Origin of the sequence: Rhizobium sp. B230/85 (assembly GCF_019355735.1) — a bacterium.
In the GTDB taxonomy this organism is placed as follows: Bacteria; Pseudomonadota; Alphaproteobacteria; order Rhizobiales; family Rhizobiaceae; genus Rhizobium; species Rhizobium rhododendri.
Map to the genome: position 1 here is coordinate 2,954,122 of NZ_CP072156.1, position 20,925 is coordinate 2,975,046.

The 20,925-nt window shown below is 61.1% G+C and carries 18 protein-coding genes; 7 read left to right on the forward strand and 11 right to left on the reverse strand.

All coding sequences use genetic code 11. The annotated features are described in order from the left end of the window. Nucleotides 1–77: 77 nt before the first annotated feature. On the forward strand, nt 78–590 hold the full coding sequence (locus J5289_RS14275) for an RNA polymerase sigma factor (protein WP_209184346.1): 513 nt from the start codon (nt 78–80) through the stop codon (nt 588–590). A gap of 2 nt (nt 591–592) precedes the next feature. After that, complete coding sequence (locus J5289_RS14280; protein ID WP_209184592.1) at nt 593–1,426, forward strand: anti-sigma factor; 834 nt, start codon at nt 593–595, stop codon at nt 1,424–1,426. A 79-nt stretch (nt 1,427–1,505) separates the two neighbouring features. Here J5289_RS14280 and leuA read toward each other — a convergent pair whose 3' ends face one another. The 5 genes from leuA to J5289_RS14305 form a co-directional block, all read right to left on the reverse strand. Further along, nucleotides 1,506–3,248: a 2-isopropylmalate synthase gene (gene leuA / locus J5289_RS14285; RefSeq protein WP_209184347.1), complete on the reverse strand. Its 1,743-nt coding sequence runs from the start codon at nt 3,246–3,248 to the stop codon at nt 1,506–1,508. Between the two features lie 370 nt (nt 3,249–3,618). After that, nucleotides 3,619–3,846, reverse strand: a complete 228-nt coding sequence (gene brnA / locus J5289_RS14290; protein WP_209184348.1) for a type II toxin-antitoxin system BrnA family antitoxin — start codon at nt 3,844–3,846, stop codon at nt 3,619–3,621. Next, nucleotides 3,833–4,096, reverse strand: coding sequence for a BrnT family toxin (locus J5289_RS14295; RefSeq protein WP_209184349.1), 264 nt, complete (start codon nt 4,094–4,096; stop codon nt 3,833–3,835). The genes brnA and J5289_RS14295 overlap by 14 nt, the downstream gene beginning before the upstream one ends. Before the next feature lie 36 nt (nt 4,097–4,132). Next, nucleotides 4,133–5,323 (reverse strand): benzoate/H(+) symporter BenE family transporter, encoded by a 1,191-nt coding sequence (locus J5289_RS14300; RefSeq protein ID WP_209184350.1) that lies wholly within the window; start codon nt 5,321–5,323, stop codon nt 4,133–4,135. A gap of 234 nt (nt 5,324–5,557) precedes the next feature. Further along, complete coding sequence (locus J5289_RS14305; protein ID WP_142823370.1) at nt 5,558–6,142, reverse strand: ATP-dependent Clp protease proteolytic subunit; 585 nt, start codon at nt 6,140–6,142, stop codon at nt 5,558–5,560. A 229-nt stretch (nt 6,143–6,371) separates the two neighbouring features. Here J5289_RS14305 and J5289_RS14310 point away from each other — a divergent pair, with 229 nt between their 5' ends. Beyond that, nucleotides 6,372–7,190 carry a DUF2076 domain-containing protein gene (locus J5289_RS14310; protein ID WP_209184351.1) on the forward strand — a complete coding sequence of 273 codons (819 nt, stop codon included), beginning with the start codon at nt 6,372–6,374 and terminating at the stop codon, nt 7,188–7,190. Between the two features lie 63 nt (nt 7,191–7,253). On the opposite strand, the gene queF is transcribed toward J5289_RS14310, so the two are convergent. Beyond that, nucleotides 7,254–7,718, reverse strand: a complete 465-nt coding sequence (queF, locus tag J5289_RS14315; protein ID WP_142823372.1) for a preQ(1) synthase — start codon at nt 7,716–7,718, stop codon at nt 7,254–7,256. A 208-nt stretch (nt 7,719–7,926) separates the two neighbouring features. Between queF and J5289_RS14320 the strand changes: the two genes are divergently transcribed. Next, nucleotides 7,927–8,607, forward strand: a complete 681-nt coding sequence (locus J5289_RS14320) for a GNAT family N-acetyltransferase (RefSeq protein WP_209184352.1) — start codon at nt 7,927–7,929, stop codon at nt 8,605–8,607. Between the two features lie 47 nt (nt 8,608–8,654). Here J5289_RS14320 and J5289_RS14325 read toward each other — a convergent pair whose 3' ends face one another. The 3 genes from J5289_RS14325 to J5289_RS14335 all read right to left on the reverse strand — a co-directional run bounded on the left by J5289_RS14325 (nt 8,655) and on the right by J5289_RS14335 (nt 15,168). After that, nucleotides 8,655–10,844, reverse strand: coding sequence for an anthranilate synthase (locus J5289_RS14325; RefSeq protein WP_209184353.1), 2,190 nt, complete (start codon nt 10,842–10,844; stop codon nt 8,655–8,657). 254 nt (nt 10,845–11,098) lie between these two features. Beyond that, complete coding sequence (locus J5289_RS14330) at nt 11,099–12,625, reverse strand: ABC-F family ATP-binding cassette domain-containing protein (RefSeq protein WP_209184354.1); 1,527 nt, start codon at nt 12,623–12,625, stop codon at nt 11,099–11,101. Nucleotides 12,626–12,972: 347 nt separating this feature from the next. Next, nucleotides 12,973–15,168 (reverse strand): TonB-dependent hemoglobin/transferrin/lactoferrin family receptor, encoded by a 2,196-nt coding sequence (locus J5289_RS14335; protein WP_209184355.1) that lies wholly within the window; start codon nt 15,166–15,168, stop codon nt 12,973–12,975. 269 nt (nt 15,169–15,437) lie between these two features. Here J5289_RS14335 and J5289_RS14340 point away from each other — a divergent pair, with 269 nt between their 5' ends. Beyond that, nucleotides 15,438–16,388 (forward strand): extensin family protein, encoded by a 951-nt coding sequence (locus J5289_RS14340; protein WP_209184356.1) that lies wholly within the window; start codon nt 15,438–15,440, stop codon nt 16,386–16,388. A gap of 64 nt (nt 16,389–16,452) precedes the next feature. Here J5289_RS14340 and J5289_RS14345 read toward each other — a convergent pair whose 3' ends face one another. Next, nucleotides 16,453–18,132 (reverse strand): formate--tetrahydrofolate ligase, encoded by a 1,680-nt coding sequence (locus J5289_RS14345; RefSeq protein WP_209184357.1) that lies wholly within the window; start codon nt 18,130–18,132, stop codon nt 16,453–16,455. Between the two features lie 190 nt (nt 18,133–18,322). On the opposite strand from J5289_RS14345, the gene J5289_RS14350 reads away from it, so the two are divergent. Next, on the forward strand, nt 18,323–18,844 hold the full coding sequence (locus tag J5289_RS14350) for a TIGR00645 family protein (RefSeq protein WP_142823379.1): 522 nt from the start codon (nt 18,323–18,325) through the stop codon (nt 18,842–18,844). Here the strand turns inward: J5289_RS14350 and J5289_RS14355 are convergent. Further along, on the reverse strand, nt 18,841–19,893 hold the full coding sequence (locus J5289_RS14355; protein ID WP_209184358.1) for a hypothetical protein: 1,053 nt from the start codon (nt 19,891–19,893) through the stop codon (nt 18,841–18,843). The genes J5289_RS14350 and J5289_RS14355 overlap by 4 nt on opposite strands. Before the next feature lie 281 nt (nt 19,894–20,174). Here J5289_RS14355 and J5289_RS14360 point away from each other — a divergent pair, with 281 nt between their 5' ends. Further along, the gene (locus tag J5289_RS14360) at nt 20,175–20,906 is read left to right on the forward strand and encodes a LuxR family transcriptional regulator (protein WP_209184359.1); all 732 of its coding nucleotides are present in this window, start codon (nt 20,175–20,177) and stop codon (nt 20,904–20,906) included. Nucleotides 20,907–20,925: the final 19 nt, after the last annotated feature.

Sequence of the window (20,925 nt, forward strand, 5' to 3'; positions counted from 1 at the left end):
GAACGTCCGATGCATTTATCACGTAGTCGAAAATTCAAACCCGCGTCCGGTGACGGTCACTTCATCGTGGAAAGACAATGCGCGCTCCCATCCCTGCCCCGGACATTCGTCGCGACCTCGTCGGCCTGCTGCCAAAATTGCGACGCTTCGCAGTGACGCTGACCGGAGACGTGGCAGATGCCGACGAATTGCTGCAAAAGGTCTGTCAGCGCAGCGTCGCGAAAATCCATCTCTGGAATACGGAAGAGCGGCTGGACAGCTGGCTCTACGCGATGACACGGCAGGTGTGGGTCGAAGAATCTCGCCGGCACCGGGTCCGCGCCGGCGCTCCGAGAGCCGTCGCCGGCCAGAAAGGCGACACCGCAGTGCAGCAGCCGCGCCCGACCGAAGGCAGCGAAAGCCATCAGGCGATAACAGCGCTCCCAGAGGGCCTTGCCAGCGTCTTCCTGCTCGCCGATGTCGAAGGCCACAGCTACAAGCAGACCGCCGATATCCTCGGTATCCCGCTGTCGATCGTCGCCTCCCGGCTTGCCAATGCCCGCCTGGCCTTTGCCGCCGCCGGGCGCAATCGTCTCAGCCAGAGGTCATGACCATGCAGGATATCCGCAAGACACCGATCGAAGCGCGGCTAGCCGCCTATATCGATGGCGAGGCCAGCCCTGAAGAGAGGCGCACGCTGGAGGATCTGATTTCCGCCGATGCCGACACCGGTCGCGTCTATGAAAACCTTCGGCAGGGATCCGACATAGGACGCAAGGTTTTTGACGACCTCCTGAAGGAGCCGGTGCCGCTGGCGCTCGTCCGCTCGATCAAGAGCGCTCCGGCACCGAAGGTCCGCGAAACGCGGCGGCTTTCGCGGCCGGCCGTCAAACTCGCGCCATCGGGCAAGCAGGCGCTGGCGGCGGCCCTGATCCTCTTCGTCATCGGCGGCGGCATCGGATATCTCTTCGGCACCCAGCCGGGCGCTGGCCGCCTCACCCTCCCCTTGGTCCCGAACCAGGCACGAACCTGGCCCGACGACCTTGCCGCTGCCCAACGCATCTATCTGCGCCAGTCCAGCCATATCGTCGAACTCGGCGCCACAGAGAGCGATGAGATCATGACGTGGCTGACCTCGACCGTCGGCGTCAAGTTCAACCTGCCCGATCTGTCGAGCCAGGGCCTGGTTTTTCAGGGCGCGCGTCTGCTGGTAGCGGGCGGCAAGCCGACCGGACAGCTGGTCTACCGCAACATCGACGGTGAAATCGTCTCGGTCTGCTTCTTCAAGGACAGCGCCGGCACCGATGGCAGCGATTTCAACGAGATCATCAAGGACGATATCGGCATCGTTCCCTGGCACCGCGCCGGGGTCGGCTATGCCATCGTCGGCGCATCCTCGGACGCATTGCTCGACGATATCGCCAACCGCGTGTCGGTGGCGATCTGAACTGTGCCAGACGCAAAAATGGCGGCCTGCCGGGCCGCCATTTCGATGAGATGATGTTTCAAGCTGCGAGCGATGGGCTTCAGGAGCCGGCTTTCAAGGCGAGAACCCGGTTGGCGGCCGAGACTATGGCCTCCAGCGACGCCGCAACGATGTTGGTGTTGACGCCGGCGCCGAACAGTTTTCCACCCGGATAGGACGTCTCCACATAAGAGATCGCAGCAGCGTTAGAGCCGTGCTGGAGCGAGTGCTCGGAGTAATCCTCGACCGACATTTCAACGCCGAGATAGGCCGACAGGGCATTGATGAAGCCATCGATCGGCCCGTTGCCACGACCCTCGATCTTCCTGAGCTCTCCACCGTCGGTGATTTCGGCCGTGATGATCCGTTGCCCCTTGTGCTCGGGATCGGCGAAGATGTGGTGATCGACGAACCGGATGCGGGCATCCGGCTGTTGAACGTAAAGCTCCATGAAGCGATCGTAGATACGCTTGGCCGGCAGCTCCTTGCCCTCGACATCGGTGATGTTCTGGATTTCCTGCCGGAACTCGACCTGCAGGTTGCGCGGCAGGTTCAGCCCGTAGTCCTGCTGCAGGATGTAGGCGATGCCGCCCTTGCCGGACTGCGAATTGATGCGGATGATCGCCTCGTAGGAGCGTCCGACATCCTGCGGGTCGATCGGCAGATAGGGAACTTCCCACACCGAGGTATTCGCGACCTTGCTCGCCTTCATCCCCTTGTTGATGGCGTCCTGGTGCGAGCCGGAAAAGGCCGTGTAGACGAGTTCGCCGACATAGGGATGACGCTCGGCAATGGTCATCTGGTTGGAATATTCGTAGACTTCCTTGATACGCTCGATGTCGGAGCAATCGATCTGCGGGTCTACCCCTTGTGTGAACATGTTCAGCGCCATGGTCACGACATCGACGTTACCCGTACGCTCGCCGTTACCGAACAAGGTACCCTCGACGCGGTCGGCGCCGGCCAGCAGGGCCAGTTCGGCAGCGGCAATGCCGGTACCGCGGTCGTTGTGCGGATGCAGCGAGATGATCAGATTTTCGCGATTGTCGAGGTTGCGGCACATCCACTCGATTTGGTCGGCATAGACATTCGGCGTGGCCATCTCGACGGTCGACGGCAGGTTGATGATCAGCTTGTTTTCGGCTGTCGGCCGGATCTCGGCGATGACGGCGTTACAAATCTCCAGCGCCACCTCCAGCTCGGTGCCGGTGAAGCTCTCAGGCGAATATTCGAAGCGATAGTCGCCGCCGGCCTTGGCCGCCATGTCGGTGATCATCTTGGCCGCATCGACGGCAATCTGCTTGATGCCGTGCACATCCTTGGCAAACACCACGCGACGCTGCAGCTCGCTGGTAGAGTTATAGAAGTGCACGATCGGCCGGTTTGCACCCTCCAACGATTCGAAGGTGCGGGTGATCAGCTCGGGCCGGCACTGCACCAGCACCTGCAGCGAGACGTCGTCGGCTACATTGCCTTCTTCGATGCACCAGCGGGCGAAGTCGAAATCGGTCTGCGAGGCTGACGGGAAGCCGATCTCGATTTCCTTGAAGCCCATTTCCAGCAACAGCTGGAACATGCGCGCCTTGCGGTCATGACCCATAGGGTCGACCAGAGACTGGTTGCCGTCGCGCAGATCGACCGAGCACCAGATCGGCGGCTTGGTGAGCGTCTTCGAGGGCCAGGTACGGTCGGGGATGTTGACCTGCGGATAGGCACGGTATTTTTCGGCAGCTTTGGCCATGCCCTTGAAGCGGGACATGGTTGCAGGAGACTTGCCAGCGGGGGAATGAGTCTGCTCGTCCATCGTCTTTTCCTCGTGCCGTCGATTGCCCGCCTCATAGCCGATCGGCTGGGGCTTGGCGATGACAAAAGCGGCTTTGAATGTGGGCCTTGAATGATTGTCGGATGCTAGGTCGAGGAGCGAATGCCGGGCGGGCTTGTCGGCCGCCGGGCGCTCCTCAACGGACCCGGCAACCGCGCGTAAGGCCGAGGAGAAGAAGCGAGGTGAAGGCGCGCGAGTTGTCACGCAGGGCGATGCGGCCGCGTGCAATCTGGCTGGAAATTTTTGCGCCTGTAGACTTCATGATTGGTTGTATAGCGTCGGGGCAAAAAAGAAGCAAGCCCTGCTCAAGACTCGCGCATCTGCACGACTTCTGGCTTCAAGATACCTTTCTCTAATCCTGAGCGGCGGACAGACGCTCTTCGATCCACAAATTGATCAGTGATTGCCGTGTCAGCCCGAGTCGGGCTGCTTCCTCGTCGAGGCTATTGACCACTGAGGTTGCAAAATCCACGCTGACCTTTTGGGTCGCCATGTTTGGGCGGGTTGCCTTGGTGAGGTCGAGATAGTCGAGTATATCCTCGCCATTGTCGAATTTCTCGTCGAGTTCACTTGCCTTCATAGAGAGCTATCTCCTCTTTCCTCGACCTGCGAACCGAAATGATCCTGATATTGTCATGACGTCTCGTGCAAATCGCGGACCAATGCTTCCCGTCTATTTGACCGACCGCGACAAACCGGCTTTCAAGTCCGCCCCGAGCGGGGAATGAAATCAAAAAGCGATCGATCCAAAGACGCTGCGCCTCCACAAGATCAATACCGTGCTTGATTTTGTTTGTTCTGCTTTTGTCGGGATCAAACTCAAAAGCCATGACCGAGAATAGCACCTAAGCGGCAATGCTTCCAGTCTACTTAGACGCGGGACGGGCAGCCACCAAACGCTGCAGCACCAGCATCAGCCCACCAGCAATCAACCCCCAGAACGCGCCCGAAATGCCGCCGAAGGAGACGCCGGAGGCGGTGACCAGAAATGTCACCGCTGCGGCCTCTCGCGTTTCCACCTGCTGGAAGGCTGCCATTGCGGAGCCGGAAAATGCGCCGATCAGCGCCAGTCCCGCCACGGCCTCGATCAGGATAGGCGGTGCCAGCGCGACGAAGGCGGTGACCGCGCCGGCAAGCAGCCCGAAGACGATATAGACGATGCCTGCGACCACGGCCGCCCAGTAACGACGGTCTGGATCGGCGTTGGCATCCTTGCCCGCACACATGGCGGCCGTTATTGCGGCAAGATTGACCGCATGCCCACCGAACGGCGTGCTCGCCAGCGAAAAAAGGCCGGTCATGGCAAACAGCGGACCGGGTTTCGGATCGTAATGGTTAACCTTGAGCACGGCGATGCCGGGAATATTTTGCGATGCCATGGTGACGATGAACAGCGGCAGCGCGATCGACACCAGCCCGGCCATGGTGAACAGCGGCCGAACCAGTTCGACGCGCGGCATGAGCGACTGCTCGAGCGACGATAGCGCTCCAGCCGGCATCTGCACCCCGAACGCCAGCACGGCGACAAAAGCCGCAAGCGCAGCGGGAACCGCCCAGAGCCGCCGGAAAGCGCCGACGACGACCCAGGCAAGCACGATCGGCAAGCCCAGCAGCGGATCGAAGGCGATGGCCTTCACCGGCGCGAAGCACAGGCCGATCAGCACGCCTGCAAGCATCGCATTGGCGAGAGGTGCCGGGATCGATGCCACAGCCCGCCCCAGCGGCCGGAACAGCCCTGCAACGATAATCAACGCCGCACAGACGACGAAGCCACCCACCGCCGCCTGGAACCCGCCGGCAATCGCGCCGGAGCTTGCCAGCAGCGCCGCACCCGGCGTCGACCAGGCAATGCTCACCGGCAACCGCGTCGTCAGGCTGAGCACAATGGCACAGAGCCCCATCGAGATCGACAGCACCGTCAATCCCGAAGCCGCCTGCCCCGGCGTTGCCCCAACCGCCTGCAGCCCATGCAGCACCACTGCAAAGGAACTGGCAAATCCAACGAAAGCGGTGAGGCAGCCCATAAAGACGGCTTGGGCGGAAAGATCTTTGAGCATGGCGGCGGTAATGACTCGTAAGGGCGTGAGAGCTCAATGGAGCATTACAGGCCGGATTGGCGCAAGAGCACTTCACCGTCATTTTGTAACGAAGATGGCTGTTTGAAACGTAAGATCAAAAGGACGAGACGGTGAGTTCTGTGCAGAATAAACGATGCAGCCGAGCACATTGCCAAAAACAAAAAAAGCGCCCTCGCCCGCATTATGCAGGCAAGGGCGCTTGGTGTGCAACGATCAGAGTTCGCTTTGCGATGTCACGATGCGGGAGACCAGACCGTAGGTCTTGGCGTCTTCGGCCGAGAGCCAGTAGTCGCGGTCGGTGTCCTTGGCGATCTTTTCCAGCGGCTGGCCGGTCGCGGCTGCGAAGATCCGGTTCAGGCGCTCGTTCATCTTGATGATCTCGCGGGCCTGGATCTCGATATCCGATGCCATGCCGCGTGTGCCGCCCGAGGGCTGGTGCAGCAGGAAGCGGGTGTTCGGCAGGCAAAGCCGACGTTCCTTGGGAACGCTGACGAAGATCAGAGCGCCGGCAGATGCAACCCAGCCGGTGCCGATGATCCAGACCTTCGGCTTGATGAACTTGATCATGTCGTGGATCGAATCGCCTGATTCGACGTGGCCGCCGGGCGAACTGACATAGATGCGGATGTCTTCGTCGCTGGCAGCAGCGAGAGCGACCAGCTGCGAGCAGACCTTCTGGGCCAGTTCCTGCGTAATGCCGCCGTAGATGAAGATCGAACGCGACTTGAAGAGGTTCGCCTCCGTTTCCTTGCCGAGCGGCAGTTCCGTCTTCTTGTCTTCCTGTTCGTCGTCGTTCATGAACAACTCTCCACCGTGATTTGTCGTATGCCGCACATAATGCTGTTCCATGCGTAAAACAATGCGGGAAAAAGACAAGCCACGGAACCGGTGAAGATATCCTTGCCGCTTTGCCCGATTACCGACCCGATTACCGAAATGTAACTTGGCAGGGCTTTGAAAAGCCGAAATCCCTTCCTACGTCAGGTGATGCGATCCAGAATCGCGTCAAAGTTTTCATGGAGCCGTCATGTCGCCCGAAGAACGTCAACTGCTTAGCTCTCTCTTCGACCGCGTCAAAGCCGCAGCGGCGACCCCGCGCGATGCAGACGCCGAAGCCTTCATCAACCAGTCGGTGCGCGACAATCCCACCGCGCCCTACCTGCTCGCCCAGGCCGTCATCGTCCAGGAGCAGGGCATGAAAGCGGCGGCAGACCGCATCAAGCAGCTCGAGGATCAGGTCAAGGAACTGCAGGACAGTGCCGAACACCAGCCCGCCGCCTCGCAAGGTGGCGGAAGCTTCCTCGGCGGCCTAGGCTCCATCTTCGGCGGCGGACAATCCGCAGCACCGCAGCCACAGCGTGCCGCCCCGCCCCAGCAGGGTTATGGCCAGCAGCAAGGCTATTCGGCTCCACAGCAGGGCTATGGGCAACCGCAGCCGGGCCCCTGGGGCCAACAGAGCCAACAGCAGCCAGTCGGCCCGTGGAGCCAGCAACCGCAGGCCCAGTCGGGCGGTGGCGGGTTTCTGCGCGGTGCGCTCGGCACGGCAGCCGGCGTTGCCGGCGGCGTGATGCTGGCGGAATCGCTGAGCAGCCTGTTCAGTCCGCATATCGGTGGCGCAGCGGCAGGGCTCGGCGGGCTCGGTGCTGCAGCGGCGGCACCGGCGGCGGCGCCCGCCGTCGAGGAAACGGTCGTCAACAATTATTATGGCGACAGCAACGGCAACAACAACGACCAGAACGCCGGAAACGACGACAACGCCAATGACCAGAACCTGGTCAGCGACGACCTCGACAGTGATTTCGACAATTCCTTCGACAGCGGCGGCGACGACAGCTTCAACGTCTGACGTTTTCGCACAGCCCTGATGCAACGCCGCGCTTCACCCGAAGCGCGGCGTTTTCAATGCGGGTCAGCCGCGACCGCGATAGGTCGGGACGCCCTGGTCCGGCAACCATAGGCCCTCCGGCGGCTTACCGGTCTGCCAGAAAACGTCGATGGGGATGCCGCCGCGCGGATACCAGTAAGCGCCGATCCGCAACCATTTCGGCTGCAGCAGGTCGACGATGCGCTTGGCGATATAGACGGAGCAATCCTCGTGGAAGGCGCCGTGATTGCGGAATGCATGCAGGAACAGCTTTAGCGACTTCGATTCCACCAGCCATTCACCGGGCACGTAGTCGATGACGATATGGGCGAAATCCGGCTGGCCGGTCATTGGGCAAAGCGAGGTGAACTCGGGCGCGGTGAAGCGCACGAGGTATTCGGTACCCTGATGGGTGGCAGGCACCTTTTCGAGGATTGCGGTCTCGGGGCTGGTGGGCGTTTCGGTGTGGCTGCCGAGCATGGACAGGCCGGAAACATCGGTATTGGGCATGGCTTCAAGCCTCCTTGTTCGTTCTGACGCTGCGCCCTGGCTTGACCGCCTGGCGCCGTGCTTGTTACTTCGCGGGTCGCTTGGCTATCCCCTATGGCATCTTCGAGGCGATCGCAAATACAAGCGATAGCCTTGGCAAGGTATCGAACCCCTGCCCGCTGAAAAGTGATATGGCCGAAGCGAAAAGCGAAAATCAGGAGAAATCGCCGTGGCGCATATACTCGACCGGCCTGTCTGGAACACGCTGCAGACGAGCCATGCGCCGCTGGCGATCGGCGGCCCCCTTGCCAAGCGGTTTGCGCCATCGACCGTTCCCTTTGCCGCCGCTGCCGACAACGCGTCGGAAAGCCTTCAGGCGCTGGCAAACCTGCCCACTGGAGACGAAAGGATAGTCCTCGTGGAAGCCGGTCCGATTGTGATTCCCGAGGGAATTGTCGTCCTTGCGGAAGGCGAACTCTACCAGATGACAGCCGACCGGCCGCATGAGCGGATCACCGATCCCCGGATCGAGTTGCTGGACGAAAGCGACGCCGACGAGATGCTGGAACTGGCGCTGCTGACCAAGCCCGGTCCATTCACGCTTGGCGCACAAAGGCTCGGCCCATTCTGGGGTGTCAAGATCGAGGGACGGCTGGTGGCCATGGCCGGCCAGCGCATGCGCCTGCCCGGCTTCGGAGAGCTCAGCGGTCTCTGCACCCATCCGGATTTCCAGGGTCGCGGTCTCGGCAGCCTGCTGTTTCGCTTCGTTGCCGGTGAAATCGCCGCCCGCGGCGAGGTAGCCTTCCTGCATGCCTATGTCGGCAACACGGCGGCGATCGCGCTCTACCAGGCACTCGGCTTCAGCATCCGCGCAACGATGAACATGCGCGCCGTGCAGCGGCAGGAATAGCGGCTCCGTCGAGGCGGCGGGATCGTCCGCCGCCTTTCAGAGAAACCTCAGGCCGCCTTGGTCTTTGTCCGCCGCGCGAGGTTTGCCACGACATTCTCGATCATTCGCATGCCGGCATCGCCACCGAGCGTCATGATCGATTCCGGGTGGAACTGCACCGCTGCAACCGGCTCCTTGATATGCTCGATACCCATGATCGTGCCGTCCTCGCTTTCCGCCGTGATCATGAATTCACGCGGCAGGGTCGAGGGGTCGGCGAAGATCGAGTGGTATCGCCCGACGGTCACTTCCCTGGAAAGGCCTGAAAACACGATACCGGGCTCGAGCACGCGGATGCGCGACGGCTTGCCGTGCATCGGCACGGCCAGTTGCCGGAGATCGCCGCCATAGGCTTCGGCCAGTGCCTGCAGGCCGAGGCAGACGCCGAAGATCGGCAGGTTGCGGGCCCTCGCCTTCTTGATCGTCGCCTTGCAATCGAAATCCTTCGGGTTACCGGGCCCCGGCGAGAGCACGACGAGATCGGGGTCGAGGCGGTCGAAGACTTCTTCCGACACGGGCGTGCGGACCGTCGAAACGGTGGCACCGGTCTGGCGGAAGTAGTTGGCGAGCGTATGGACAAAGCTGTCCTCGTGGTCGACAAGCAGGATGCTGACTCCCTTGCCGACCGCAGCAACATCGCGCTTGGTCTTAGCGGAACCGGCAGACTTTGCATCGCGGATGGCAGAGAGCATGGCAGACGCCTTCAGTTCGGTTTCGGCTTCTTCCTCTTCGGGGATGGAGTCGTTGAGCAAGGTAGCGCCGGCTCGCACCTCGGCAATCCCGTCCTTTATACGCACGGTGCGCAGCGTCAGACCGGTATTCATGTCGCCGTTGAAGCCGACCATGCCGATGGCGCCGCCGTACCAGGCGCGCGGGCTCTTTTCGCGGCTTTCGATGAAGCGCATGGCCCAGAGCTTCGGCGCACCGGTGACGGTGACGGCCCAGGCGTGCGACAGGAATCCGTCGAACGCATCCATGTCGTCGCGCAAGCGCCCCTCGATGTGGTCGACGGTGTGGATCAGGCGCGAATACATCTCGATCTGACGGCGGCCGATGACCTTGACCGAGCCCGGTTCGCAGACGCGGCTCTTGTCGTTGCGGTCGACGTCCGAGCACATGGTCAGCTCGGATTCGTCCTTCTTCGAGTTCAGAAGCTTGAGGATCTGCTCGCTGTCGGCAATCGGGTCCTCGCCGCGCTTGATCGTGCCCGAGATCGGGCAGGTCTCGATGCGACGGCCGGACACGCGCACGAACATTTCTGGCGATGCGCCGACCAGATATTCCTGGTGGCCGAGGTTGATGAAGAAGGAATAGGGCGACGGATTGATCGCCTTCAGACGCTTGGAAATATCCGACGGCTTGGAATCGCAGCGCTCCATGAACTTCTGCCCGGGAACGACCTCAAACAGGTCGCCCTTGCGAAAGCTCTCCTTCGCCTTGTTTACCAGTTCGGCAAATTCGCCCGGGCGATGGTCGCTCTTCGGCGGAATGGTGTCCGTGTGGTGGAAGGGTTCCGGCGGGATATCACCGGCCTTGCCCTCGGTGGTCAGCCCGCCTTTTTCGAAGTCGTAGCGGTCGATCCAGGCCTTGGCGGCGTAGTTGTCGACCACGAGGATCTCGTCGGGCAGGTACAGCACCATATCGCGCTGGTCGGCGGGACGCGTCAGTTTCAGGTCGATGGCGTCGAACTGGAAAGCGATATCGTAACCGAAGGCACCGTAGAGCCCGAGGGCCGCGTCAGCCTGCGAGTAGAACAGGTCGGTGACGGCGCGCAGCACGGTGAACACCGTCGGCATCTTCGACCGTTCTTCCTCGGTAAACACCCGGTCGGGCGCCTTGACGGTGAGGTCGAGCCGACGCGGCGTCGACGCACCGAGGGCCACTTCGCGCACGGTTTGCAGCCGCGCCTCGATAAAACCGAGGATGACCTCGCCACGCTCGTTATAGGCTTCGATCCAGACATTGCGGCCAAAGCAGGAGATGCCGATGGGCGGGTCGACGACGGCAGTGTCCCAGCGCGTGTAGCGGCCCGGATACTCGTAGTTGGAGGAAAACACCGCGCCGCGCCGCTCGTCCAGCTTGTCGATGTAGGACGAGACCGCGTCGTCATAGGGGATTGGCCGACGCTGGCGCGTCACGGTGATGCCGCCCTTGGTCTCGTAGATTTCCGCACCGTCATCCCGCAGGATCGTAACCATGACCGTCTCTCCGCTTCTTCAGGCCCGGATGACAGGCGCTTTACATACAAAAAAAGCCGCCTGAAACTCTCGGGCGGCTTACTCGTCGTCTTTGAACACGATTGATCGAGGCCGCTGTTAGCGAGCCCACCACCAAGATGCACTGTTCGAAGACATGTTCATGGACAAATTGTTAGCGCGAGATGCGGCGATGCGCAAGCGCCAATTCGGCTGAAAGTTTCGGGCGGGCGACCGCCGCCCGAAACCGCGCGAACTCAGGCCGACGGCTGTGCCGAGGCGAAAAACGCCTCGGGTCCATCGACCTCGACCAGCTTTTTTCGCTCGATCTGCCAGAAGCGGTTGCCGACCGCCCTGACGAAGCTGCGATCATGCGATACCAGCAGGCAGGTGGAACCCTCCGCCAGCAATTCGCTTTCCAGTGCCTCCTGTCCTTCGATATCAAGATGATTGGTCGGCTCGTCCAGGAGATGGAAATTGGGTTGGCGCAGGTGCAGCACCAGCATCGCCAGCCGCGCCTTCTGCCCGCCCGAGAGCCGGCCGATTGCCCGTCCCTGCATCTCGACACCGATGCCTGCTCCGGCAAGCAGACTGCGCGCCCGGGGCTCACCCAGCGCAAACAGCCGCGACAGCGTTGCCAGCGGCGTATCGGCGTCGGCAAGATTGGCGAGCGACTGGTCGCTGTAGCCGAGCACCAGCGAAGGCGTGGCGCGCACCGGCGCCGCCCCATCGCCTGCCACCTCTATCGCACCCCTGATCATCTCCATCAGCCGTGTCTTGCCGGCACCGTTGGCCCCGAGCAACACGATGCGGTCGCCCTGGCGGATCCAGAGCTTGCCGGTCTTGAAGAGCGGCGTTCCATCCGGTGTGGCAACGGTGGCGTCGTCGAGGGTCACGAGGATCTTCGCCTGGCTGGCGCTGCTGCCAAGCCTTATGGCTCCGGCCGAGCGCTCACGGTGGCCCGGCCGGGACGCATCCTCGAGGCGGTCGGCCCGCTCCTTCAACTGCCTGGTCTTGACGGTCAGCAAGTCGCTGCCGGAGTTGATACCGATATTCTTGAGCTTGGCCGCCTGCCGCCGTAATTGTTGCGCGGCTTTCACATCCTTCTCGTAGCGCTGCTCCTGCGACGCATCGATATTATCGAGCGCGGCCCTCGCCATGCTGTAGGGAAGCTGGAACTGCTGCGACTGCACGGCCCTGAGGAACAGCGTGCGGTTGGTGACGGCATCCAGGAACGCCCGGTCGTGGCTTGCGACAAGCACCGAGACGGTGCGCGGGAGAGCGTTCAGCCAGTTCTCCAGCAGCGCAATCTTGAACAGGTCCAGATGGTTGGTCGGCTCGTCCAGCAGCATCACGTCCGGCTCGGTGACGGCGACGCGGGCCACCAGCGCCAGCCGCTGCCAGCCACCGCTCAGCTGTGCAAGCGGCCGCTCCCGCAAGGCCTCGGGTACGTCGAGCGCATCGAGCACCACATCGACGCGCCAGCTCTCGCTGTCGGCCTGCCCGGGTGCAAGTGCCTGCGCAACCGCCGCATGAAACGGCAATTTCGCCAAGGCGGGCGCGACGTTCTGTTCGACATACCCGATTGTCAGCCCGCGCGACCGCGTGACGTCGCCCGCCGTCGGTTCGAGACGGCCGGCAATGCAGTTCAGAAGCGTGGATTTACCCCGGCCGTTGGCCGCAACGATGCCGACCCGATCTCCGCCATTGAGGCTGAAATTAAGATTGGAAAACAGCGGCTCGCCAAGGGTAACGGCGAGATTGTGCAAGGTGATCGAAGACATTTTCAGTTCTCTGGTCTGACCGGGCAACGACCACCAACCCGCGTCGGCAGTTCGTCTCGGTCGTTATCAGGATGCAGCGCGAACACGAGAGCTCGGCTGCAGGCCAAAAGGGCAGACCAGAAAGGGTATGGGAAAGTGACAGCCTCTGATCAGCCCTGCAAACGCATCCGCAGGGCATCGGTCGGGCCGAACTGGCGATTGCGCCAGAGTGTCGTGATCATTGCGGCCCTCCTTTCTCAAAAGACTGAACCAGATCGATAGCATTCGAGGGCCCGCGAAACAACTGCGGTCGAAACCGTAAAGCGGCAAAGGGCGGCACCATGGCGCCGCCCTTCACCTGCTGGTTTCTAGAACCTCTGCGAAATCGCCAGTTTGATGTAGCGACCGGATTCCGAGTAGATTTCGGTCGCATTGGTGACGTCCTTGACCTCAAGGGCATCGTAGTAGGTCTTGTTGGTCAGGTTGTAGACGCCTGCCTGGAGGGTCATGCCCTTCAGCGTTTCAGGCTTCCACCAGCCGGTGAGGTTGAAGATACCGTAGCCCGGAGGCTTGGACGATGCCGAGGACTTATCGGAGACGGCCGCAGAGGCGACCATGCTCAGATCCGTACCCCATGTCTCGCGCTCGAAGCCCACACCGAGGATGGCCTTGAGCGGAGCGACGGACGATAGAAGTTCATCGGTATCCATGTTCGTCCCGCGGGCGTAAAATGCTGCGGCGTGGACGTTGATACCGTTGTTGAACTTCTTGTGCCCATCGACCTGGATCCCGTTGATGCGGACATTGTCGATGTTGATGTACTCAGCCGTGCCGACCGCATATCCCGGCGTGGGAATAAAGTCGGAGGTGTCGATGAAGTTCTTGTAGCGTGTGCTGTAGGCGCTGACATGACCACCGAAGTCGTCGTCACCAAGGTTGGCACCGCCTTCGAAGCCCCAGCTGGTTTCAGCCTTGAGATCGGGATTGCCGATCGAGCGGTACATCGGCGTATTGTCGTAGTCGACGTAGAGCTGGTAGGCATTCGGGGCCTTGTAGGCCGTGACGAACTGCGCATAGAGCTCGACATCAGGCGTCGCCTGCCAGGCAGCCCGGAGCTTCGGCGAGAAATGGCTACCATTCTGGCCATCCGGCGTGTTGGTGGGATAGGATGCCGTATCCTGCGGGTCCTGCTTGTACCAGTCGAAGCGCAGGCCGGGCGTCAGCGAGAACGGGCTGCCGCCAACACTGATCTTGTCCTCGGCATAGGCACCGAACTTGTAGCCGTTCACATCTGGCGCATAATTCTGGTTGGTGTGGAAAAAGGCACACGAGCCAACCGGCGGCGTGGTGCATGAATCGACGCCCTTCAGATAATAGCTGCTGCTGGCAAACTGGAAGTCGCTACCGAACGTCAGCTTGTGATCGAGCACGCCGGTCGTGAAGTCCGAATTCGCCCAAGCCGTATAGCCGAGATCGCGCTCGTCGCTTTCCATGATGCGATCGTATTCACCCTTTGGCGTCGTCAGCCGGTTTGCAAGGATACCTTCCTCGCGACCGCTTTTCTGCCAGTAGAGGGTAGCAAAGGCGCTGTCGATCCAGCTGTCGGCGGAGGTCGCATCATATTTGTAGTCGAGCGAAACCCGGTCGCGAGACTTGTCCTGCTTGTATTTGTAGTCGTTGTAAGTCGTGCCGTAGAGCGAATAGGACAGGTAGTCCCGGGTCGAGTTATAGCCATAGTGTTCCGCCGTCAGGCCGATCGTATGACCACCTTCGAGTTCCTGGCGGATCTTGAACAGCAGGTTCCGCTGATTGTAGTCCACCGGATCGGCAACTGTTCTCTTGCTGCCGACACCACCGACATCGCCGTTCGATTCTGACTCGTGCCCGTACTTGTAGGAAGACTGGAACAGCACGGACGTGTTCTCGATCTTCTTGGCGACCGCACCGGAAGCGGTGATCGAGTGATCGGAGCCATCGAAGCTGAGCTTGAACATTCCGCCAAAGGTCTGGCCGTCGCCAATCACGTCGTCCGGCTCCAGCGTATGGAGCATCAGCGCGCCACCCAGCGCACCCGAACCGGCGCGGCTGGAATCGGCGCTGTGCAACACGTCGACGGAAGAAAGCGATGTGAAATCGTAGGTGTCCGCGCCGCCGCCGTAGCTGTAGACGTTGTCGAAGAAGTACGGCAGGGGGATGCCGTCGGTGGTCGTCAGCACGCGATCCGCCTCGAGCCCGCGGATGTTGACGCTCTTCGAAACGTCATTATAGGACACGCTCGGATCGACGGTGTTGCCGAAATCCTTGAGGTCGTCGACCTGCTTCTTCTCCAGGGTCTCCCTCGTGGTGTGCGCCGCCAGTGGCGAGTCCGCTACCGAGCCTTTCTGCACCGTGTTGCGGGCGTTCTTCACGACGATTTTCTGCAGCGTCGTGCTGTCAGTCTGCTCTGTGGCAGTAGACGCCGAAGCCGCAGTCCCTGCCTGCTGGGCCAAAGATGCGGTGGGAATGCCGAGCGCTAGAAACGCCGTGCACGTCAAGAGAACCGAGCGGGATCGCCGGAGCACCATAACCAATTCCTTTCAAGGTGATGTACCGGGCTGGCTGGTTGGCACGCTGCAAGGCGCCCAAGGGGCTGGCTAGGCGGACGGAAAGAGGCAGAAATATCCGCCTCCTTTCTGCCCGATAAAAAACATGACTAAGATTGTCAATATATAGCGTCGATATAATCATGAATGCAATGATCATGTTTTAACGACTGCCCAGCTTGTTGCTGATCTGCAACGAATTTGGCTTAGAAACGTTGCGTCCCGTGAGATATCGAAACGGGTGAAACCATATGCTTTTCCGGATTGCCACCGCTGTCGCCTGCCTGACGCTGCTGACTGCTGCATCGCTGCCACAAACCGGCCCGCTGCCAGAGACGCGACCGGACGACAAGCCTGCGGAGACAGCGCAGCCGGTTGCTCCCATCCCCGAGCCAAAACCGCAGCCGGCACCGGCACCGGAAACACCCGCTGCAAAGCCTGGCACCGAAGCCTCGCCCTCCGATGGCACGACCAGCGGAAAGCAAAGTGGCGACGCGCCTGCCACGAAGGCAACGACACCCGATGCCGATACAGGCAAGCCCGATGCCGACGCCGGCAAGGACGACAAGAAATCACCGGTGTCGAACGCCACCGATGGCAAGGGAAATCCACCGGCCGAGCCGCTCACCATCGAACCGGAATCTGACGCGGAGCATCAGGCCTGCCTGAAAGACCTGCAGGCCATGGGCGCGGTATTCAAGGATCTGCCCCGCATCGACGACGGCGAAGGCTGCGGCATCGACAAGCCCATCAGCCTCTCGGAAGCGTTGCCAGGCGTGAAATTCAAGCCTGAAGGCACGCTGCGTTGCGAGGCGGCGCTGGCCCTCTCCCGCTGGATGAAAGAAAGCGTCATTCCGGCAGGCGAGGCTGCGCTAAAGGCCGCCGGCCCGATCGTCACCATCAACCAGGCGTCGACCTATATCTGCCGCCTGCGCAACAACGCGAGCACTGGCAAGATCTCCGAGCACGCCCGGGGCAACGCCATCGACATCGCGAGTTTCACATTCAAGGATGGTACGACTGTCGAGGTACAGCCGCGCAAGGAGGATTCGACGCTTGCCGGTGCCTTCCAGCGTGCCGTCAGTGCTTCAGGCTGCCTTTACTTCTCGACCGTCCTCGATCCCGAAAGCGACGCCGCCCATGAGCATCATTTCCACATGGACGTCCTGAAACGCAACGGTGACTTTCGTTATTGTCACTGAATATCAGGGACTTGGCAGCGCCGCCAGACTCATTTTGGCAGCGTCTTGAATCGATGGATCAAGCCTAGAACAGACCTTCGATACAGCCCTGCTCGTTCAGCATGATCCGCTCGGCGGCAGGCGAGCGTGGCAGGCCGGGCATTGTTCGGATCTCACCCGTGATGGCGACGACGAAGCCTGCGCCGGCCGACAGTCTCACCTCGCGCACATGCACGACATGGCCTTCCGGAGCGCCGCGCAGATCCGCGTCGGTCGAGAACGAATACTGTGTCTTGGCAATGCAGACCGGCAGGTGGCCATATCCCTGGTCCTCCCAGCTCTTAAGCTGGTCGCGAACGGCCTTGTCCGCAGTCACCTCGCCGGCATGGTAGATTTCGGTCGCCACGACGTCGATCTTCTGCATCAGCGGCAGATCGTCCGGATAGAGCGGCGCAAATTTCGCTTCGCCGGACTGTGTAAGCGCCACGACCTTGTGCGCCAGTTCCTCGATGCCGGCCGAGCCATCCGCCCAATGGCGGCAGAGGATAGCCTCGGCACCGAGACCGGCAACATAGGCCTTGACCGCTTCGATCTCGGAGTCCGTATCGGAGGTAAAGTGGTTGATTGCGACGACGACGGGCACGCCAAACTTCCGCACATTCTCGACATGGCGCCCGAGATTGACGCAGCCGGTGACCAGCGCCTCGACATTCTCGCGGCCGAGATCGTCCTTGGTGACGCCGCCATTCATCTTCAGCGCCCGTACCGTGGCGACGACCACCGCCGCATCCGGCTTCAGCCCCGCTTGGCGACATTTGATGTTGAAAAACTTCTCCGCCCCGAGATCCGCGCCGAAGCCGGCCTCGGTGACCACGTAGTCTGCAAGCGTCAGTGCCGTCCGGGTGGCAATGACCGAATTGCAGCCATGGGCGATATTGGCAAACGGGCCGCCATGCACAAGCGCCGGGTTATTCTCCAGGGTCTGCACCAGGTTCGGCTGCAACGCGTCCTTCAGCAGAACAGCCATGGCGCCGTCCGCTTTCAGATCACGCGCGAAAACCGGCGACCTGTCGTAGCGGTATGCAACGATGATGTCGCCCAACCGCTTTTCCAGGTCGGCAAGGTCCGATGCCAGGCACAGGATGGCCATCACCTCGGAGGCAACGGTGATGTCGAAGCCGCCTTGGCGCGGGAAGCCGTTGGCCACGCCGCCAAGCGACGAAACGATATCGCGCAGCGCCCGGTCGTTCATGTCCATCACCCGGCGCCAGGTAATCCGACGGATGTCGATATTCAGCGCATTGCCCCAGTAGACATGGTTGTCGAGCATCGCCGCCAGCAGATTGTGGGCCGAGGTGATGGCATGGAAGTCGCCGGTGAAATGCAGGTTGATGTCTTCCATTGGCACGACCTGCGCATAGCCACCGCCGGCAGCCCCGCCCTTGGTACCGAAACAGGGCCCGAGCGACGGTTCGCGCACGCAGATCATTGCCTTCTTGCCGATGCGGTTCAGCCCATCGCCCAGACCGACCGTCGTCGTCGTCTTGCCCTCGCCCGCCGGCGTCGGATTGATCGCCGTCACCAAGATCAGCTTGCCGGTCTTCTTGCCCGCCTGCCCGGCAATGAAGTCGGCGTTGATCTTTGCCTTGTCGTGACCGTAGGGCACCAGTTGCTCAGGCGGAATGCCGAGCGCTGCCCCGATCTCGTAGATCGGCTTCTTCGTCGCGGCGCGCGCGATCTCGATATCGGATTTTACCGTAGCCATCAGTCAATCTCCATGCGACCGCGCCGTTTATCTCGCTTGCGCATAAACGAATAGCAAACCGCTGTGAACCGGCATGCCGCAGACTTGGGTGAGAAAAAGTCGGCAGCGGACCAAGGAGCGCCACTGGCTTGTTACGGCATAACCATATGGCTAATGCTGCTTCGGAAAATCAAAACCCGTGAGGTCGTCCGTGAAATCCCTGGAAATAATCGTTGAACGCATCATCCTATCGAGCCGCTGGTTGCTCGTCATTTTCTATCTCGGGCTGGCCGCGTCTCTTGCAATGTACGCCCTCTCCTTCTGCTACAAGTTCTACAAGATCGCCATTAGCGTCTTTTCGCTGGAAGAGTCGGACATGATCCTTGCCATGCTCGGCCTGATCGATGCGGCTCTGGTGGCAAGTCTCGTCGTCATGGTGATGATCTCGGGCTATGAGAATTTCGTCAGCCGCTTCGATGAAGCCAATGAAGAGGACGATGAGGTATCGTTCCTCGGCAAGCTCGATTCCGGCAGCCTGAAAATCAAGGTCGCCTCCTCGATCGTCGCCATCTCCTCGATCCACCTGCTGCAGGTGTTCCTGAACATGGCGCAGTTCGAAACCGCCCAGATCATGTGGATGACGCTGATACACCTCGCCTTTGTCGTCTCGGCCCTGATGCTCGGCTACCTCGAGAAGATCATGGGACAGGCGAAGGGCAAGGATAATGCCTAGGCAGCCCGGCCCGACAGAGAATGGACGACCGGCAGCAAAGCCTGCCGCTCGAGCGGCTGCGGCATGCCAGGCTCGGGCTCGTCGGGCAGCGGCTTGGACTGCGGCGTGCTGGGCGGCGGCGGGGGTGGCGCCGGCATCATGGATACGACGCAGTCGGAGATCGTCTTCTCGCGCGGGCAGGCACCGGCTGCGGCGAGCTGGCCGGCGGAAGATTGCTCGGTCATCATTTTCAGATTGAGCGCCTCGACCTGCGTCAGCAAACGGATCGACTGCGGGTTGGCGCTCATCATCAGGTCGAACAGATCCGGATCGACCCCCATCTTGGTGAGGTAGGCGATCAGCGCCGCCTTCTGCTTGTTGCCGAGCTTCGTGGTGTCGTGTTGCCCAACCATTTTCCGGCCGACTTCGCGTTGCGACAGTATCTTCTTCTTGCCGTTCAGCATTTCGTACTCGGTGCGATACTGAACGCGCATTTCCCGGTATGTGGTGGTGATCTGGTGGACGCCGATCAAGGCAAAGGGACTTGCGATCCGCCTGACGCCTCCGGCCAGTAGCAACGGACAGGCCGACAGGCAAACCGCGCCGTTCGAATAGATCTCGCCGGTCATCGAGCCGTCTTTTTGCCGCGCCGCGTCGCATAGCGGTTCGCTGCCGTCGCAGGCATCGGCGCGTGTCCCGCCAACAGCCACTGAAAGCCCCTGGCGCCGGATGATCAGCCCCATCTGCATGGCGGCCGCAACATCCCCGCCCGGCGAGCGGACGACGATCGGCAGCGATTTCTTGCCGATTTTCTTCAGCAGCTTCTGCAGCTTGCGGGGCGAGTCCGACATGATCTGCCCTTCGGCTGCAATCCAATCGGCACAGGATCCGCCATCCCGGCAGTAAGGCGTTCCGCCATGGATCAAAACGAAGTCCATGGGACGATCGATGGGAGGCTCGGCCGCATTTGCCGCTTCAAGGCCGGCGAGCACGAAAACAACGGTCGCCACAATGCGCAAGACCTGGTTTAACCGCGAAGGAACGGCCCGCGTCAGCGAAGTCAGCATCATCAATCGGCTCGGAGGTGATGTTTCGGAGGACAATCGATAGCAACGACGGCGCTGATTTGCAAGGTTGGCAAGCGATCGGTGACAACAGACACTCAGGATGCCGCCGCCGTCCACCCCACCCGCAAAGAGCTTATTCACAGGGAGCGAACGAGGCACCCTGTTGCAAAAGTTGTTTTTTAGCGCAAATGCACCAATTGCGTTACCGCAAGCTTTTTGACTCGTATTCCGGCCTGTTTCGCGTATTTGATAGCGGTAACACAAACTGAATGAGCCGCGCTCGAATGTCATACATGACAGCTTCTGGACGACAAACGTTTCTGTCCGCCGAATTGGCGGCGGCGCGCACCCGCGCCATGCTTCATCAGGCGCTGAACAGGACAGCGGAGTCGTTCGGATTTGCGTCTTTCATGCTCTACAACGCGCCATCGTCCTCGGACATGCTGCTGACACCGCTGATTATCGAGACGTCGGCCCCAGCCCAGAATTTGCGCGACTTCGATCGCGGCCACCTGCTGCGCATCTACCCTCTGGTCGGTCGAGACCGCGATTCGGCAATTCCGCGCTGCTGGAACCTGGCGGAACGGGCACCCTCACCGGAAATGGAATTCCCCCGCGAACTCCGGACGTTTCTCGAAAGCCGCGGCCTGACGATGGGCATGCATTTTCCGGTCAACGCGTCGGACGGCGAGCGGTTGGCTTTTTCGATGGCGGGAAATCGCAACAACCTCTCCCAGGCTGAACTCAACGAACTCTGCATTATCCTGCTGCATGCCGCCACGGCCTACAACAGCATCAAGCGCAACGGCAACGAGCCCGCAGCCATGCTGTCGGCGCGCGAAATGGAAGTCGTTCGCTGGACTGCGCAAGGCAAGACTTCGGTGGAGATCGGCCAGATCCTGACGCTGTCCGACCACACCGTCAACGCCTACATGACCAATGCCATCAAGAAGCTCAATTGCGTCAACCGCACGCAACTCGTGGCCAAAGCCATCCGGCTCAAGCTCATCAGCTGACATAAGCTTCCCGCCAAGA

What these genes read in the sequence shown, in the direction of transcription:
- J5289_RS14275 (WP_209184346.1), top strand. Translation starts at nt 78, where the DNA reads ATGCGCGCTCCCATCCCTGCCCCGGACATTCGTCGCGACCTCGTCGGC.
- J5289_RS14280 (WP_209184592.1), top strand. Translation starts at nt 593, where the DNA reads ATGCAGGATATCCGCAAGACACCGATCGAAGCGCGGCTAGCCGCCTAT.
- leuA (WP_209184347.1), bottom strand. Translation starts at nt 3,248, where the DNA reads ATGGACGAGCAGACTCATTCCCCCGCTGGCAAGTCTCCTGCAACCATG.
- brnA (WP_209184348.1), bottom strand. Translation starts at nt 3,846, where the DNA reads ATGAAGGCAAGTGAACTCGACGAGAAATTCGACAATGGCGAGGATATA.
- J5289_RS14295 (WP_209184349.1), bottom strand. Translation starts at nt 4,096, where the DNA reads ATGGCTTTTGAGTTTGATCCCGACAAAAGCAGAACAAACAAAATCAAG.
- J5289_RS14300 (WP_209184350.1), bottom strand. Translation starts at nt 5,323, where the DNA reads ATGCTCAAAGATCTTTCCGCCCAAGCCGTCTTTATGGGCTGCCTCACC.
- J5289_RS14305 (WP_142823370.1), bottom strand. Translation starts at nt 6,142, where the DNA reads ATGAACGACGACGAACAGGAAGACAAGAAGACGGAACTGCCGCTCGGC.
- J5289_RS14310 (WP_209184351.1), top strand. Translation starts at nt 6,372, where the DNA reads ATGTCGCCCGAAGAACGTCAACTGCTTAGCTCTCTCTTCGACCGCGTC.
- queF (WP_142823372.1), bottom strand. Translation starts at nt 7,718, where the DNA reads ATGCCCAATACCGATGTTTCCGGCCTGTCCATGCTCGGCAGCCACACC.
- J5289_RS14325 (WP_209184353.1), bottom strand. Translation starts at nt 10,844, where the DNA reads ATGGTTACGATCCTGCGGGATGACGGTGCGGAAATCTACGAGACCAAG.
- J5289_RS14330 (WP_209184354.1), bottom strand. Translation starts at nt 12,625, where the DNA reads ATGTCTTCGATCACCTTGCACAATCTCGCCGTTACCCTTGGCGAGCCG.
- J5289_RS14335 (WP_209184355.1), bottom strand. Translation starts at nt 15,168, where the DNA reads ATGGTGCTCCGGCGATCCCGCTCGGTTCTCTTGACGTGCACGGCGTTT.
- J5289_RS14340 (WP_209184356.1), top strand. Translation starts at nt 15,438, where the DNA reads ATGCTTTTCCGGATTGCCACCGCTGTCGCCTGCCTGACGCTGCTGACT.
- J5289_RS14345 (WP_209184357.1), bottom strand. Translation starts at nt 18,132, where the DNA reads ATGGCTACGGTAAAATCCGATATCGAGATCGCGCGCGCCGCGACGAAG.
- J5289_RS14355 (WP_209184358.1), bottom strand. Translation starts at nt 19,893, where the DNA reads ATGATGCTGACTTCGCTGACGCGGGCCGTTCCTTCGCGGTTAAACCAG.
- J5289_RS14360 (WP_209184359.1), top strand. Translation starts at nt 20,175, where the DNA reads ATGTCATACATGACAGCTTCTGGACGACAAACGTTTCTGTCCGCCGAA.